At 72.1% G+C, this 16323-nt stretch carries 15 protein-coding genes; 11 read left to right on the top strand and 4 right to left on the bottom strand.

Annotation, left to right across the window (positions count from 1 at the left end; all coding sequences use genetic code 11):
* The 6 genes from ACZ61C_RS03415 (at position 1) to ACZ61C_RS03390 (ending at position 5593) form a co-directional block, all read left to right on the top strand.
* Positions 1 to 1449 (top strand): helix-turn-helix domain-containing protein, encoded by a 1449-nt coding sequence (locus ACZ61C_RS03415; protein ID WP_465302772.1) that lies wholly within the window; start codon positions 1 to 3, stop codon positions 1447 to 1449.
* Positions 1450 to 1678: 229 nt separating this feature from the next.
* The gene (locus ACZ61C_RS03410) at positions 1679 to 2476 is read left to right on the top strand and encodes an SGNH/GDSL hydrolase family protein (RefSeq protein WP_465302329.1); all 798 of its coding nucleotides are present in this window, start codon (positions 1679 to 1681) and stop codon (positions 2474 to 2476) included.
* A complete protein-coding gene (locus ACZ61C_RS03405; RefSeq protein ID WP_465302327.1) occupies positions 2455 to 3012 on the top strand; it encodes a TetR/AcrR family transcriptional regulator in 558 nt (185 codons plus the stop codon). Before ACZ61C_RS03410 ends, ACZ61C_RS03405 begins: the two co-directional genes overlap by 22 nt.
* 67 nt (positions 3013 to 3079) lie before the next feature.
* A complete protein-coding gene (locus ACZ61C_RS03400) occupies positions 3080 to 3802 on the top strand; it encodes a DUF2786 domain-containing protein (RefSeq protein WP_465302325.1) in 723 nt (240 codons plus the stop codon).
* Between the two features lie 53 nt (positions 3803 to 3855).
* Positions 3856 to 4593, top strand: coding sequence for a Long-chain-fatty-acid--CoA ligase (locus ACZ61C_RS03395; RefSeq protein WP_465302323.1), 738 nt, complete (start codon positions 3856 to 3858; stop codon positions 4591 to 4593).
* A gap of 94 nt (positions 4594 to 4687) precedes the next feature.
* A complete protein-coding gene (locus tag ACZ61C_RS03390) occupies positions 4688 to 5593 on the top strand; it encodes a DMT family transporter (RefSeq protein WP_465302321.1) in 906 nt (301 codons plus the stop codon).
* Here ACZ61C_RS03390 and ACZ61C_RS03385 read toward each other — a convergent pair.
* Positions 5542 to 7641 carry a putative bifunctional diguanylate cyclase/phosphodiesterase gene (locus ACZ61C_RS03385; protein WP_465302319.1) on the bottom strand — a complete coding sequence of 700 codons (2100 nt, stop codon included), beginning with the start codon at positions 7639 to 7641 and terminating at the stop codon, positions 5542 to 5544. The genes ACZ61C_RS03390 and ACZ61C_RS03385 overlap by 52 nt on opposite strands.
* A 118-nt stretch (positions 7642 to 7759) precedes the next feature.
* Entirely contained in the window at positions 7760 to 8440 is a 681-nt protein-coding gene (locus ACZ61C_RS03380; RefSeq protein ID WP_465302770.1) for an SAM-dependent methyltransferase, read from the bottom strand.
* Positions 8441 to 8621: 181 nt separating this feature from the next.
* Between ACZ61C_RS03380 and ACZ61C_RS03375 the strand changes: the two genes are divergently transcribed.
* From ACZ61C_RS03375 to ACZ61C_RS03355, 5 genes are all read left to right on the top strand, one after another.
* Positions 8622 to 9920, top strand: coding sequence for a cytochrome P450 (locus ACZ61C_RS03375; protein ID WP_465302317.1), 1299 nt, complete (start codon positions 8622 to 8624; stop codon positions 9918 to 9920).
* A gap of 156 nt (positions 9921 to 10076) precedes the next feature.
* Positions 10077 to 10529 (top strand): alpha/beta fold hydrolase, encoded by a 453-nt coding sequence (locus ACZ61C_RS03370; protein WP_465302768.1) that lies wholly within the window; start codon positions 10077 to 10079, stop codon positions 10527 to 10529.
* Positions 10517 to 10789, top strand: coding sequence for a hypothetical protein (locus ACZ61C_RS03365; RefSeq protein WP_465302315.1), 273 nt, complete (start codon positions 10517 to 10519; stop codon positions 10787 to 10789). The genes ACZ61C_RS03370 and ACZ61C_RS03365 overlap by 13 nt, the downstream gene beginning before the upstream one ends.
* Positions 10790 to 10849: 60 nt before the next feature.
* Positions 10850 to 11497: a DUF6308 family protein gene (locus ACZ61C_RS03360; RefSeq protein ID WP_465302313.1), complete on the top strand. Its 648-nt coding sequence runs from the start codon at positions 10850 to 10852 to the stop codon at positions 11495 to 11497.
* A gap of 28 nt (positions 11498 to 11525) precedes the next feature.
* On the top strand, positions 11526 to 14645 hold the full coding sequence (locus ACZ61C_RS03355; protein WP_465302311.1) for an AfsR/SARP family transcriptional regulator: 3120 nt from the start codon (positions 11526 to 11528) through the stop codon (positions 14643 to 14645).
* Here the strand turns inward: ACZ61C_RS03355 and ACZ61C_RS03350 are convergent.
* Both ACZ61C_RS03350 and ACZ61C_RS03345 read right to left on the bottom strand, forming a co-directional pair.
* Complete coding sequence (locus tag ACZ61C_RS03350) at positions 14629 to 15378, bottom strand: ABC transporter permease (RefSeq protein ID WP_465302309.1); 750 nt, start codon at positions 15376 to 15378, stop codon at positions 14629 to 14631. The genes ACZ61C_RS03355 and ACZ61C_RS03350 overlap by 17 nt on opposite strands.
* On the bottom strand, positions 15375 to 16304 hold the full coding sequence (locus ACZ61C_RS03345; protein WP_465302307.1) for an ATP-binding cassette domain-containing protein: 930 nt from the start codon (positions 16302 to 16304) through the stop codon (positions 15375 to 15377). The genes ACZ61C_RS03350 and ACZ61C_RS03345 overlap by 4 nt, the downstream gene beginning before the upstream one ends.
* Positions 16305 to 16323: the final 19 nt, after the last annotated feature.

Raw genomic sequence — 16323 nt, 5'->3', positions numbered from 1 at the left:
ATGCTGCGCGATCCCGAGTCGTACGCGCGGCTGCTGGAACACGTCCGCGAGGCCGTGCTCCAGGGTGTTCCCGGGCCCCGGCCGCCACGCTCGGTCGTCTCCGACTCGTGGAACCGGTCGCTCGCCGCGCGGGTCGACCCGGACGACGGCGAGGCGCCCTTCGTCCTCGACCCGGCCGACCTCGCCTCGCTGCGGGAGGCCCACCCGCTCGCCCAGGTGCTGCCGGTGCTGCGGCAGATGCTGGTGAGCATCGCCGACGACGCCGAGCACGTGATGATCGTGACCGACGCGGACGGCCTGATCCTCTGGCGCGAGGGCGCGACGAACCAGCTGCTGCGCGGCGACCGCGTCGGCCTGGTCGAGGGCACGCAGTGGAGCGAGGCGGCGATCGGCACGAACGCCATGGGCACGGCCTTGGCGACCGGCGACCCGGTGCAGATCTACTCGGCCGAGCACCTGGTCCGGCGTTACCACACGTGGACCTGCGCGGCGGCGCCCGTCCGCGACCCCGAAACGGGCGTGCTGCTCGGCTCGATCGACGTCAGCGGGCCGCTGCGCACGGTGCACCCGGCGATGTTGTCGCTGGTCACGGCCACAGCGCAGCTCGCGGAGGGGCAGCTGCGCGCCCAGCTCGCGGTGCGCGACGAGCGGCTGCGGCGGGTGAACATGCCGCACCTGGAGGCGTTGCGCGGCCGGCCGGGCGCCCTGCTTTCGGCCGGCGGCCGGGTGCTGGCGGCCCAGGCGTGCCTCCTGCCGTCCACAGTGGACATCCGCCGCGGCGGCGGCACGGTCGCCCTCCCCGACGGCCGGCTGGCGACGGTCGAGCCGTTGCCCGAGGGGTACCTGCTGCGGCTGTCCTCGGGCGGCGGCGGCCAGCGCGCCCGGCTGCGCCTGGAGTTCCTCGCCGACGGCGCGCATTCGACCACTGTGGACGGTCGAGACGTCCCGTTGACGTTGCGGCACGCGGAGATCCTGACGTTGCTGGCCCTGCACCCGAGCGGCCTTTCGGCGGAGCGGCTGGCGTTGCAGCTGTACGGCGAGTCGGGCAACCCGGTGACGGTCCGCGCGGAGATCCACCGCCTGCGCTCCCAGCTGGGGGCGTCGGTGGTCCAGACGCGCCCGTACCGGCTGGCGGCCGACGTCGACGCGGATTTCCTGCGGGTGCGGGCGTCGCTGCGGACGGGTTCGCCGGCGGAGGCTGTGCGGGTGTTCCGCGGGCCGCTGCTGCCGGAGTCGGAGGCCCCGGCGATCCTCGAGGAGCGCGAGTCGCTGACGGCCCAGGTCCGCCAGGTGGCGCTGAACAGCGGCGACCCGGGCGTGCTGTGGTCGTTCTGGGAGACGGCCTGCGGAGTGGATGATTTCGCGGTGCTGGACGGGTTGCTGGGGACGCTCCCGGCAACGGACCCGCGCCGGGCGGCCGTTGCGGCCCATCGGACGCGGCTGGGCTGAGCCCACCCCGAAAGCCGGCCGACGCTCGCTCAGGGTCACTTAAGCCCGGCCCCGAGCGCCCCAATGTGGCCTTCGGTGCGTTCAACGCACCCAAGGCGGCCTTCGGTGCGTCTAACGCACCGAATGTGGCCCTGGGGCGCTCTCACCCGGGTGAACACGAAGTAGACACCGTCTACAGAAGTTTGATAAACAGTGTCTGCAAGGTGAACCACGGGTTACGGAGATCGGGATGAGCTACCACCGTTTTGTCGTCCTCGGCGACAGCTGCGCCGAAGGTCTCGACGACCCGTACCCCGGCGAAGACCACTACCGCGGCTGGGCCGACTTCGTCGCCGCCGACCTCGCGCGCGACGAGCCGCACTTCCGGTACGCCAACCTCGCCGTGCGGGGACGGCGACTCGACCAGATCGTCCCGGAGCAGGTTCCCCAGGCCACGAGGCTCGAGCCCGACCTCGTCGCCCTCTTCGGCGGGGGCAACGACATCATGAGCCGGGGCTGGGACGCGCGCACCGTCGCGCGGCGGGTCGACGCCGCCGTCCGGGCCTGTGCCGACATCTCGCCCGTGGTGGTCACCTTCACCCTCAGCGACGTCTCCCACCGGATGCCGCTCGGGCGCCGGATGCGGCCGCGGATCGTCGCGCTCAACGAGGCCATCCGGGAAGCCTCCGTCAGCTACGGCGCCCGGCTCATCGACCTGTGGCCCGACCAGGCCGTCACCGACTCGCGGTACTTCGGCGCCGACCGGCTCCACCTCTCCACGCACGGCCACCGCCGGCTCGCCGCCTACGTCCTCGACCTGCTCGGCCGGGCGGCCGACCCCTCCTGGCTCGCCCCGCTGCCCGGCGCCGCCGAGACCAGCGGCTGGCGCGCCGACCTGCACTGGCTGCTCCACGAGGTCGCCCCGGTCGCCGTGACGCGCACGCGCAACCGGCTGATCGGCCGTCAGCCCGGGGACGGCTTCTTCCCGAAGCGCCCGGACTTGCTCCCCATCACGAGGGAGGAAGCATGGGCACCCGGCAACGCCTGATCACGACGGCTTCCGAGCTGCTCGTCGAAGGCGGGGTCGACGCGGTGACGCTGCGCGGGATCGCCAAGGCCGCCGGCGTCTCGCACGGCGCGCCACTGCGGCACTTCTCCGGCCGCGCCGAGCTGCTCTCCGCCGTCGCGACCCGCGGGTTCGCCGACCTGCTCGCCCGCCGCGAGACGCTGCCGGACACCTCGCCGCGCGTCCGGCTGACCGCCGCGTGCCACAGCTACCTCGACTTCGCGCTGCAGAACCCGGCGATGTTCGAGCTGATGTTCCGCCGCGACCTGATCGACGCCGACGACCCGGCGCTCTCGGCGGCGGCGAGCGCGGTGTTCGACACCTTCGCCGTGCTGGTGGCGGCGGTGCCGACCCCGGTCGCCCGGTCCGGCGCCGACCTGCGGCTGGTCGCGGCGTCGCTGTGGGCGGCGCTGCACGGCCTCGCCCAGCTGTGGCTGTGGGGCGGGCTGGCCGGGGCGAGCTTCGCGCCGTCACCCGAGTCCGCGCTGGCCATCACCCTCGACGCCTACCTCGGCTGACCCCGGTCCGCGACACGCGAGCCCCCGCTGCACCCGCCCGAACACCTGATCGAATACCCTCACCGCCATGACCGAGTCAGACCCGCAGCTCGAGCGCATCCGCAAGCTGCTGGCGAAGGCCGAGGACCCGGCGGTCACCGAGGCGGAGGCCGAGGCCTACAACAAGAAGGCCGCCGAGCTGGTCGCCCGCTACGGCATCGACCAGGCGATGCTCGCCGCGGCCGGGGCGAGCGACGAGATCGGCACGCTCAAGATACCGATGAACGACCCGTACAGCCGCGACAAGGCGAGCCTGCTCACCTCGGTCGCGTACCCGCTGCGCTGCCGGACGCTGCTGCACCGCTACGGCCAGAAGGTCGACAGCGTCACGGTGTTCGGCTACCGGTCCGACCTCGGCCGCGTCGAGCTGCTGTTCACCAGCCTGCTGCTGCAGGCGAGCACGCAGCTGACCCGCGTCCGGCCCGACGGCTTCTTCCCCGGCGAGTCGCTGGCCGCGTACCGGCGCACCTGGCTGCACGGCTTCGCGCGTGCCGTGCACGAGCGGCTTTCCCTCGCGGAGGAGGAAGCGGTCCGGACGGCGGCGCCCGGCGCGCGGTCGGCGGAGCTGGTCGTCCGCGACCGCGCGCAGTTGGTGCAGCACGCGTTCGACGAGCAGTTCGGCGACCTGCGCTCGGCCGCGCCGAGGCGGCTGTCCGGCAGCGGGTACCTCGACGGCCACGACGCCGGCACGCGGGCGAACCTCGACCCGTCCGCGCTCACGCGCCGCCGGAACGCGCTGCCCGCCCGCTGACTGTCGCCCGGATGCCGCTATCCGGCCGATCATCTTTTCGCTTCACTGGGCCCATGCGCGTTGTCGATCTTGCGTCCCGGCCCGACCTGCTCGACGCCGCCCTGAACCTCGGCGACGTCGGCGGCCAGTTCATCTACCAGGGCGCCAGCGGCCGGATGATCACCGGCGAGCGGTTCCTGCGGCACTGGGCGCGCTACTTCCTCATCGCGCTGGACGACGACGGCGTCCCGATGGCCCGCGCGCTGTCGGTCCCGCTCGCCTACCCGGCGCCGGACCGCACGGAGCTGCCCGACCACGGCTGGGACCAGGCGATCGAGTGGGCGGCGCAGGACGTGATGGACGGCCGCGCACCGACCGCGTTGTGCGCGCTGGAAGTCGTGATCGCGCCGCACCGGCGGGGCAGCGGGCTGTCCACGCCGATGCTGAAGGCGTTGAAGGCGCGGGCCGCGGAAACGGGGCTGCGCAAGCTGATCGTCTCGGTGCGCCCGATCGGCAAGGAGGCCGAGCCGGCGGTCTCGATGCCGGAGTACGCGGCCCGCCGGCGCGAAGACGGCCTCCTGGCCGACCGCTGGCTGCGCACCCACGAGCGCCTCGGCGCGCGGGTGGTCAAGGTCTGCCCGTTCGCGGTCACGCTGGCGGGTTCCCTGGCCGACTGGCGGGCGTGGACGGGCGTCAAGCTCCAGGACGGCGAGAACTTCATCCCCGGCGGCATCGCCCCGGTGTACGCGTCGACCGCCTACGACACGGCGACCTACGTCGAGCCGAACGTCTGGATGGACCACCCGATGTGACCTCAGGGATCACCGTGACGTTGTAGCAGACCTTAAAGATCAGTCCATGACTTTTCACTTGTCCTGACGGATCACCCCGGGCACCGTGGAATCCGTGAGCAAAGCGTCCGTGCGCATCGCCGTCCTGGCCCTGTTGTGGGGTTCCGGCTTCCTGTGGATCAAGCTGGCCCTGACCGGGCTGAGTCCCGTCCACCTGACGCTGGTGCGCTGCGCGCTCGGCGCGCTCACCTTGCTGGCCATGGCCTTCGCCACCGGCCAGCGGCTGCCGCGCGACCGCCGGACCTGGGGCCGGCTGGTCGTCGCGGCCTTCTTCTGCAACGCCCTGCCCTTCGCGCTGTTCGGCATCGGGGAACGGACGGTCGACTCCGGGGTCGCTGGGGTCATGAACGCGACGACCCCGTTGTGGTCACTGCTGATCGGCGTCCTGCTCGGCACGGAACGCCGTCTCACGCCCACCCGGCTGCTGGGCCTCGCGCTCGGCTTCGCGGGCGTGCTGGTGATCTTCGCGCCGTGGGAGCAGTCCGGTCTGCTCAGCGGGGGCGCGCTCGCGCTGCTGGGCGCCGGGCTCAGCTACGCGATCGCGTTCGCTTACATGGCAAGGAAACTGCCGCCCGGCGGGGCTCCGCTCGCGCTCTCGGCCGCGCAGCTGACCACGGCCACCGCGCTGACGGCCGTCGCCCTGCCCGTCGCCTCCACCGCGCCGCACCTGACGCTGACGGCCGTGGTCGCGGTGACCATCCTCGGCGTCTTCGGCACCGGGATCACCTTCTACCTCAACTACCGGATCCTCACCGACGAAGGCCCGACCGCCGCCGCGACGGTCGGTTACCTGCTCCCCGTCGTGTCCGTCGGGCTCGGCGCGCTCGTCCTGGGCGAACCGCTGACCCCGCGGGTCGTCGGCGGCATGATGATCGTGCTGGCCGCCGTCGGCCTGACGCGGTGGCAGGCTCAGGCGAAGGCGCCGACCAGCTCGCCGGGCGCGGTGGCGGCGCCGAAGTAGTCACCCGTCGCCAGGTCCGCGCCGGCCTCGCGCCACCGGTCCGCCTGTTCCCCGGTGTGGACGCCGTCGACGACGAGGGTCGCGCCGGCCTTGCGGGCCAGCGGGACCAGCGCGCCGAGGAACGTCTTCGCCGGCCACTCGGCGAGGCGCCGGTCGACGCGCACGATGTCGACCGGCAGGTCCTCGACCGCCCGGAGGTCGCCGGGCCCGAGCCCGAAGTCGTCGAGCATCACGCGGACCCCGAGGCCGGCCAGCGCGGTGACGTTCTCGACGACCCCGGGCACCGGCAGCGCGCCGACCGGGACGCCGAGCAGCAGCTGCCCCGGCGGCAGGCCGCTGTCCTTCAGCAGCCGCGTGACGCGGGTGCCGAGCGCGTCGTCGGACACCTGGTGCCCGGTGAGGCCGGCGACCACCGGGAAGCCCACGTGCCGGCGCCACCACTCGCCGTGCCGGGCCGCAGTGCGCAACAGCCATTCCCCCAGCGGCAGCACGAACCCGGTCGCCTCGGCCAGCTCGGCACAGCGTTCGTGCGCCAGCGCCGGCTCGCCCGGCCGCTCCCAGTGCAGGCGGGCTTCGACCCCGGCGAACCCGCCGTCCGCCAGCCGCGCCACCGGCCGGTAGCGGACGCCGATCTCGCCGTTCTCCCACGCTCCGGCCATCCCGACGGCGAGCGCCTGCGCCCGGCGGTCCGCGGCGTCGGCGGCCGGGTCGAACATCTTCCACTGCCCGCGCCGCTTCGCCTTGGCCCGGCGCAGGGTCTGGTCGGCCGCGCGCAGCAGCTCCGTCGGGTCGATGCCCTTCGCCGGCCGGTGCACCACACCCGCGCTGGCCGACAGCGTGAGCCCGTGCCCGCCGACGAAGAACGGCTCGGCGAGCTCGTTGTTGATCGCGTGCACGATGGCGTCGATGTCCGGCGTGGTCGCGGTGTTCTCGACGAGGATGCCGAACTCGTCACTGTGGAACCGCGCGATCATCGCCTTTTCGCGCGCCATGACGACCTTCAGGCGCTGGGCGAAGTGCACCAGCAGCTGCTCGCCGACGCGGCGGCCGAGGCTGTTGCTGATCATGCCGAACGCGTCGAGGTCGACGTGGAACAACGTGACGCCGTACACCGGGTCGGCCCGCCGCAGCGCCGCCTCCAGGTGGGTGCCGAAGTACTGGCGGTTCGGCAGCCCGGTCAGCACGTCGTGCAGCGCCTGGCGGCTCAGCTCGCCCTGCAGCAGCATCAGCTCGGTGCCGTCCTCGACCACCACGACGAAGTGCGCCGGCCGGTCTTCGGCGTCGCGGAGCAGGGACGCGGTGAGCGAGATGCGCGCGACGTCGCCGTCCCGGCGCAGCAGCCGCTGTGACTGCCGGACGCGCTCCCGGCCGCCGTCGAGCAGCGCCGCCATCGCCTCGCGCAGGACCTCGACGGAGTCCGGGTGGACGACGTCGTAGAGCACCGAGCCGGCCAGCTCACCGGCCGGGTGCCCGAGCATCTCGGCCAGCGCCGCGTTGGCCCGCGCGATCCGGCCGTCGAGGGAGACCAGCGCGATGCCGCTCGCCGACGACGTCACGACTTCGTCGAAGCGCGCTTCGCTCTCCTTGAGGTTCCACTGGGCGTCCCGCACCGCCTCGAGCAGCGCGAGGTGCATGATCTCCTGCTGGTCGAGCACACTGCGCTCGTGCGCGAGCAGGAACCCGGACGAGAGCGCGCCCAGGGCGAGCACGATCCGCTCGGTGGCGCGGTCGGCCGCCTGGAGCTCGGGCAGCGCGGGCAACCCCTTGCCGAGCACGTCGAGCGTGCACCGGAGCCCGGGCTCGCCGACATAACCGAGCGCCACGAGCCGTTCGCCGACACGGACGGCGGGTGTGGTGTCCGCGCCCGCGCGCAGGCTCTCGCACAGCGTGTCGAGCAGGCCGCGAAGCTCCCGGTCCAGCTCCTCGCGGCTCAGGGAAACGACGGTGACGCCGCTCAACAGGTACGCCCACTTCCGGGCGAGCACGGTCCGCCCGCGTCCCGGGCCTGGACCCGCGGGCCGCTGCGACAGGTGCTCGGTGTTCGGCATTCCGGCTGCCCGTTCAGTTCTTGCGGCCGGTTCTGGCGCGGTGCCGTTTGTCACCGGCCCGGCCACAGCCACGACCGAATGGCTTCGCTTCGGCAGTTCCGTGCTGCACGGGGGCGGCCTACCTCTGGCCGGCCCGGTGACCGGGCATGTTCATCGCGGCCGCGTCGGAGATGTCCGCCGGCCCGGCCGGCCGCCATTCACCACAGCCGACCAATCCGGGTTCGACGATTTCGAAACCGGTGAACATCACTTCGGTCGCCTCTCCGAGATTGTCGCCCTGGTGGTCGCCGGTGACGTGAGTGATCGCGAGAAAACTCCCCGGCGCCAGTACCGAACTGTAGCGCGCGAGGAAGTCGAGCGGATCGGATTCGTCCGGGACCCAGTGCAGCATCAACAGCATAAGCAGACCGACGGGTTTTTCGAAGTCGAGCAGAGCGCGCACCGAATGCGCATCGAAAATCTTTTCCGGGTCGCGCATATCGGCCTGCACAACCGCTGCGCGATCGTTGCCGGTCAGCATGAGCTCACTGTGCGCGACCGCCACGGTGGGGATGCCGCTGCCGAGGTCGAGGAACTGCCGGATGCCCTGGTCGGCCAGGAACCGCACGGCCCGGCCGAGAAACGCGCGGTTCAGGCGCGCCGCGTCGCGCAGGCCGGGCATCGCGTGCTCGATCTGTTCGCCCACCGCGCGGTCGACGGCGAAGTTGTGCCCGCCGCCGAGCATGTAGTCGTAAGTGCGGGCGATGCTCGGCACGGAGATGTCGACACCCGGGGGAACCCATTCCGGTGATCGGGTCACGAAGAACACCTTCTCAGTCGGTCGGACCGGAAAGAGCTTAGCGATTCCGGACGGTTCGTCCACTGCGCCATATGCATGAGCGCACACCACCCGATCGGGCACTGTCTCCTGCGACCGGACAGGCCTACCGTGAGCCGTCTCCTTCGGAATATCCACACAATGGCGTAAACGAGGAGTCCGTATGACCGTCCCGGTCGCTCCGGGCCGGTGGCCTTTTCTCGGGCACACTCCGGCACTGCTGCGGCGACGCTCCGCCTTCACCGATTCCCTGCACGAACACGGCGAACTCGTGAAGATCTACCTCGGCCCGTCGCCGACCTACTTCGTGACGAGCCCCAGGCTGGCCACCGAAGTGCTGGTCACGGCGGGGCCGAAGTTCCGCAAGGGCGCCATGTTCGACAAGTTCCGGCCCTTCGTCGGCAACGGCCTGGTGCTTTCGAACGGCGACTTCCACCGGCAGCAGCGCCGGCTGATGCAACCGGCGTTCCACCGCGACCGCCTGGCCGGCTACGCCGAAACCATGCGGCACGCGGCGGCCGAGCTGAGCGACTCGTGGCGCCCCGGCGAAGTGCGGCAGATCGACGAAGACCTGCAAGGACTCGCAGTGACGATCGTCGGCGAAGCGCTCTTCTCGACGGAGCTCGGGAAAGAGGCCATCGCCGAGGCCCGGCGGTCCATTTACCTGATCATCCAGCAGGGAATGATTCGCGCGTTGTCGCCGAAGTTCGTCGAAAAGCTGCCGATTCCCGGGAACCGGCGGTTCGACGAGGCCATCTCGCGGATGCAGGCGATCGTGCTCGAGGTGATCCGCGACTGGCGCACCGAAGGCGCCGACCACGGCGACCTGCTTTCGACGCTCCTGCTGGCCGGCATGACCGACGAGCAGGCCCGGGACGAGGTCCTCACCCTGCTCACCGCCGGGATCGAGACGACCGCGCTCGCGCTCTCCTGGATGTTCCACGAGCTCGGGCAGCACCCGGAAGTCGAAACCCGCGTGCACGCGGAAGTCGACGAGGTGCTCGGCGGCCGCCCGCTCGTGGTCGAGGACCTCCACCGGCTGACCTACGTCCGGCAGGTCGTCGACGAGGTGCTGCGCCGGTACCCGCTCTGGATGCTGATGCGCCGCACGCTCACCGACGTCGAGCTCGGCGGGGTCCGGCTGCCGGAGGGCAGCGAGGTGATCGTCAGCCCGCACGCGCTGCACCACGACCCCGCGTCGTTCCCCGCCCCGGACCGGTTCGACCCCGGCCGCTGGACGGCGGAGGACGAGGCGCGGCTGCCCAAGGGCGCGTTCATCCCGTTCGGCGCCGGCAACCGCCAGTGCATCGGGAACCGCTTCGCCCAGAACGAAATCGTGATCACGGTGGCCACCGTGGCCGCGCGCTGGCGGCTCGTCCCGGTGCCGGGGCGGCCGGTGCGCGTGAAGTTCACCTCGGCCGCCTACCCCGACCGGCTGCCGATGACGGTGGTCCCCCGCTAGCTGGAGGTCGTACTCCTTGCGTTTCCGTGCTGCCGTCCTGCTCGTGCTGACGGCGTTGTTCGTCCCCGTTCCGGCCCAAGCGGCCGCGACGACGTGTGAAGACCTGAACGTCCCGGTCACCGTCGCGTTGCTCCCGCAGACGCGTCCTATTGGGACATCGCGTACACCCCGCAGACCCGGTCGTTCCGCCTGGCGGCGAACCAGGCCGGCACCGCCACGCTCGCCCTCGACCGCCTGGGGACCGGCCAAAGCTCGAAGCCGTTGAGCGCGCTGCTGAGCGCGTCGGTCCAGGCGACGGCGGCGCACCAGGTGATCCAGGCCGTGCGGCCGCGGTTCGCGAAGGTGGTCGTCGGCGGCCATTCGATCGGGTCGGCCATGGTGATGATCGAGGCCGGCACCCACCGCGACGTCGACGGCGTGCTCGTCACCGGGATGATCCACCGGATGAACCTGATCACCGTGATTCCGGTGCTGGCGAACATGATTCCGGCCCCGCTCGATCCGGTGCTCGGCAGCCGTGGCCTCGACGCCGGCTACCTGACGACGCGATCGCCTACGACGAGTCCACAAAGGACGTCTTCGCGGCGACCGAGGCGGTGGACAGCCTGACGCTCACGACGGTGGTCACCCCGGCGTCCCGGCGGATCACCGCGCCCACCCTGCTGGTGGTGGGCAACGACCCGCACTTCTGCGGCCGGCTCGGCAGCGACTGCTCGTCCCCGGAAGCCCTCCGCGCGTCGGAAGCCCCGTTCTTCGGCGGATCCTTGCAGACCTCCATCCTCGACGGGTACGGCCACGCGATCAACTACGCCCCGAACGCGCCGGCGTACTTCACAGTGGTGATCAACTGGCTGAAAACGCTGTCGTAACAACCACCCGCGCCCCCGCGACCCTCAGCTGACACCGTCGGCGACGAGGGGACGCTCGACATGACCGACTACGCCCACCAACACCACCTCCTGGACGAATGCGTCCGCGGCGCACACCGCGACGAGTCGTTGACGGCGCTCCGGCGGTACTTCGACCAGCATTCCCCGGCGCGGTACACGGGCCGCTGGTTCGAGCGGTTCGCCGGCGGCGGTGACCGGCCCGACGTCGCCAACACGGTGACCGAGGCCGACGTCCTGGCCCTGAACTTCCTGAGCATCACCAGCCTCGCCGACGTCGCGATCGACGCGACGATCACCTACGCCCACCAGATCCGGCACCTGCTGGAGGAGATCCCGGTGGACCTCCCGATGCACTCGGTCGGCTGGTCGACGTACGAGCCGGGCTCACCGGCGCACCACCTGTGGGAGCTGTTCCGCCGCTGCGGCGGCAACCACCGCCCGGTGACGGCGGCCAAGCTGATGGCCCGCAAGCGCCCCCGCCTGATCCCGGTCTACGACAGCCGGGTCAAGGCGGTCCTGAAGGCGCCGTCGAGCCCGTGGAACTGCCTGTGGAGCTGGTTCCATACGGACCCGACCCGGGCCTCGGCGGTGGCGGACCTGCGGTCGGAGGCGGGCGGGATAGCGGACATCAGCCTGCTGCGCTGCCTGGACGTGATCCTCTGGATGCGCTCCGGCACCCACCGCTGACCCGCAGCGACGTGGCAAAATCGGCCGGGTGAAGATCGGGATGCTGGGGCCCTTCGAAGTGCGCGCGGACGACGGCGAGGTCGCCGACGTGCCCGGGGCGCGGTTGCGGGGGCTGGTGGTCGCTCTTGCGCTCGATCCCGGGCACGTCGTCCCGAAGGCGCGGCTCGTCGACTGGATCTGGGGCGAGAACCCGCCCGCCGAGACGGCGAACGCCCTGCAGCGCCTGGTTTCCCGGCTCCGGAAGGTCCTGCCGGAAGGCGCGGTCGAAGGCCATCCGAACGGCTACCGGCTCACCGTCGACCCCGACGCCGTCGACGCCGTGCGGTTCGAACGGCTGGTCGCGCAGGCCCGCGCCGACGAGAACCCGCGGCTGCTGCGCGAGGCCCTCGCGCTGTGGCGGGGTGCCGCCATGCAGGACGTCGGCCTGCAGGACAGCGATGCCTTCGACGCCGCCGTCACGCGGCTCGACGGGCTGCGCCTGGCCGCGCTGGAGGACCGCTTCGACGCCGAACCCGGCGGGGCGGAGCTGGTCACGGAGCTGACCGACCTCGTCGCCGAGCACCCGATGCGGGAACGGCTCGTCGGGGCGCTCATGCGAGCGCTCGCCGCCGCCGGGCGCGAGAACGAGGCGCTGCTCCTCTACCAGCACACGCGGGAAGCCCTGGCCGACGCGCTCGGCGTCGACCCCTCACCGGAGCTGTCCGCGCTGCACGTCGAGCTGCTCCAGGGCGGCCCGAAACGGCGGCCGGAGACCCGGAAGACCAACCTGCGCGCCGAGCTGAGCAGCTACCTCGGCAAGGACGACGACGTCATGGCGGTCGGCGGGCTCGTCGGCGCGCACCGGCTCACCACCCTCATCGGGCCGGGCGGCTCGGGGAAGACCCGGCTGGCCACCGAAACCGCGCGGACGCTGCTCGGCGACGCGCCGGACGGCGTCTGGCTGGTCGAGCTCGCGGGCATCGGCGCTGACGGCGACGTCGCCCAGGCGACCCTCGACGGGCTCGGCCTCCGGGACGCGCTGCTCGGTGACGCGCCGTCCGCGGACCCGGCCGACCGGCTGGTCGCCGCGCTCCGCGAGCGGGACACCGTGCTGGTCCTGGACAACTGCGAGCACGTCATCGAGGCCGCCGCGGCGCTCGCGCACCGGCTGCTCGGGGAGTGCCGTCACCTGCGGATCCTGGCGACGAGCCGCGAGCCGCTCGGCATCACCGGGGAGGCGCTGTGGCCGGTCGTGCCGCTGGCCCTGCCCGGCCGGCTCGCCGGTCCCGCCGAGATCGACGCCTCGCCGGCCGTGCGCCTGCTGCGGGAACGGGCGAGCGCCGTGCGCAAGGACCTCGCGGGGGACGCCGAAACGCTGTCGACCATGGCGCGCGTCTGCCGCGCACTCGACGGGATGCCGCTGGCGATCGAGCTGGCCGCGGCCCGGCTGCGCACGATGTCCCTCGACCAGCTGGCCCACCGGCTCGACGACCGGTTCCGCCTGCTCACCGGTGGCAGCCGCACCGCGCTGCCGCACCACAAGACGTTGCGCGCCGTCATCGACTGGAGCTGGGAGCTGCTCTCCGACACCGAGCGCACGGTCCTGCGCCGGCTCTCGGTGTTCTCCAGCGGCGCGAGCCTCGACGCGGCCGAGCGGGTCTGCGCGGGTGGTCCCGTCGAGCCGGAGGACGTGCTCGACCTGCTCACCGCGCTGACCGAGAAGTCGCTGGTGGTCGCCGAGGGCGACAGCGTGCTGCGCTACCGGATGCTCGGCACGATCAAGGAGTACGCCGCCGACCGCCTCGCGGAAGCGGGGGAAACGGACTCGGCGCGGCACGCGCACCTCGCGTTCTTCACCGAGCTCGCCGAGACCGCCGACCCGCAGCTGCGCCGGGCAGACCAGCTGAAGTGGCTGGGCACGCTCAAGGCCGAGCACGACAACATCAGCGCCGCAATGCGCGGCGCCCTCGCCGACGGGGACGCGCAGGCGTCGATGCGGCTCGCGGCGGGCGCCGGCTGGTACTGGTGGCTCGTCGGCCACAAGGCCGAAGGCATGGAGCTGGTCACCGCGGCCGTCGCCACCCCCGGCGAGGTCGACGACGACATCCGGGCCTGGGTGTACGCGCTGCTCGTGACGTTCGCCAGCTCCGGCATGGGCGACGAGCACCAGGCGGCCGAGTGGATCCACAAGACCTACGAGCTCGGCCGGCGGAGTGCGTCCCCCCACCCGATGCTGGGCCTGGTCGTCCCGCTCGAACGGATGCTGCGGGAGCCGGGCTCGGCCGTCGCCGCGTGGGAAACGTCGCTGGACAGCGAAGACCCCTGGGTGCGCGCGATGGTCCGGCTGCAGCTCGGCAAGCTGCGGATCGCGCTCGGCGAAGACGGGGACGCCGCGGACGCGTGCCTCGAACAGGCCCTCACCGAGTTCCGCGCCCTCGGTGAACGGTTCGGCATCTCCTTCGCCCTGACCGAGCTGGCCGACCGCATCACCACCCGCGGCGAGTTCGCCCGGGCCTGCGCGTACTACGACGAGGCGATCGCGGTGGTCGCCGAGGTCGGCGCGATCGACGACGTCATCCGGATGCGGTCGCGCCAAGCCCAGCTGTACTGGCTGCTGGACGACGAAGCGGCGAGCGCGGCCGCCATCGCCGAGGCCGGCCGCTGCGCCGAAGAGGTCACCTGGCCGGACTCGCTGGCCATGCTGGCCCTCGCGAAAGCCGAGCTCGCGCGCTGGCACGGCGACGTCAAGGAAGCGTACGAACAGCTCGACGTCGCAACCACCGTCTGGGGCGCGGAAGCCGAGCAGCCGACGATCCGGGCCAAGACGCACGAACTGCTGGGGTACCTCGCCGACGACCTCGATCGGGCGCGGGAGTTCCACGCGACGGCGTGGCGGGCGGCGGCCGAGGTGGGACACGCACCCACGATCGCCGAGGTGCTCGTCGGGGTCGCCGACCTGGCCCTGCGCCGGGACGAACACGCCCAGGCCGCCCGGCTGCTCGCGGCGAGCACCGCCGTGCGCGGGCTGCCGGACCGGGCGAACCCGGACCGCGCCCGCGTCGAAGAAGCCGTGCGGAGCCGCCTCGGCGACGAGGGGTACGCCGAGGCGGCTCGGGAGGGGACGGCGGCGGACGGGAGCGAGCTGGCCGCCGTCACGCTCGCTTCTTGAACGTCGAGCGCGCCCACAGGTACCCGGCGACGGCGATTCCCGCGCACCAGGCGAGGGCGACCACGGCGGTGCCGGCCGACGGTGCGCCGTTCAGCAGGCCGCGCAACGTCTCGATGATCGGCGTGAACGGCTGGTACTCGGCGAACTGCCGGATCCCGGGGCCCATCTTGTCCGCCGGCGCGATGGCGCTGCTGAAGAACGGCAGCATGACCAGCGGCACCGACGCCAGGCCGGCCGTCTCCGGCGACTTCGCCGCCAGGCCGAGCGCGACCGTCAGCCAGCCGACGGCGAGCCCGAGCGCGACGACGACCCCGAGCACGCCGAGCCAGTCGAGGAAGCCCGCCGCCGGGCTGAACCCCAGCGCGAAGGCGACCCCGATGATCGCCGCGATGGCGACCAGGTTGGTCAGCAGCCCGGCGATGACGTGCCCGGTCAGCACTGCGCCGCGGGAGACGTCCATGACCTTGAACCGGTTGATGATGCCCTTGGTCATGTCGGAGTTCACGGCCGTCGCGGTGGCCCCGAGGCCGTAGCAGACGGCCAGCAGCATCAGGCCCGGTGTCGCGTAGTCGACGTAATGGACTCCGACGTCGAAGGCGTCGCCGAGCATGTAGACGAACATCAGCATGACTACGACCGGCATCAGCACCGCGTTGAACACCGAGGTCGGGTTCCGGGCGATGTGCTTGAAGTTGCGGCGCAGCATGACGATCGAGTGCGACTGGGTGCTCATTTCGCGGTCACTTCCGTGTCGTGGCCCGTGAGGGCGAGGAAAACGTCGTCGAGGTCGGGGGTGTGGACGGAGAACTCTTCGGCGCCGAGGCCGTACTCGTCGAGCCGGTCGAGGAGGGACCGCAGCGACTTCGTCCCGCTGTCGCTCGGCACCCGCAGGGCCAGCGCTTCGTCGTCGCGCGTGGAGTCGGGGAAGATCCGCGCGGCGGCGTCGAGCTCGGTGCCGGTGGTGAAGCGGAGCCGGACGTGCGTGCCGGGGATCAGTCGCTTCAGGTCGTCGGGCGTGCCCTGGGCGACCAGGCGGCCGCGGTCGAGCACCGCGATCCGGTCGGCGAGCTGGTCGGCCTCCTCGAGGTACTGGGTGGTGAGGAAGATCGTCACGCCGTCGGCCACGAGCTCGCGGACGATCGACCACATCGTGCGGCGGCTGCGCGGGTCGAGCCCGGTCGTCGGCTCGTCCAGGAAGACGATCCGCGGGTCGCCGACCAGCGTCATCGCCAGGTCCAGCTTCCGGCGCATGCCGCCGGAGTAGGTCGAGACCGGCTTCTTCGCCGCCTCCACCAGGTCGAACCGCTCCAGCAGCTCGCCGACGACCCGCTTGCCGCCGCGCTGCAGGTCGACCATCAGCTGGAGGTTCTCCCGCCCGGTCAGCAGCTCGTCGACGGCCGCGAACTGACCGGTGACCCCGATCGCCGCGCGCACCGCCTTGGCCTCCGCCGTGATGTCGTGGCCGGCGACCCGCGCTGTCCCGCCGTCGGCCTTCGCCAGCGTGGTCAGCACGTTCACCGTGGTCGTCTTGCCCGCGCCGTTGGGGCCGAGCAGGGAAAAGATGGAGCCGGAACGCACGTCGAGGTCGATGCCGTCGAGCACGACCTTCTCGCCGTAGGCCTTGCGCAGTCCCGAGACCGCGATCGCTGAATCACTCATGCCGCCACTTTCGGCACCC

Source organism: Amycolatopsis sp. NPDC104587 (assembly GCF_055583645.1).
The sequence above is the reverse complement of the archived record's forward strand: the minus strand, read 5'-3'. Positions and strand labels throughout refer to the sequence as shown.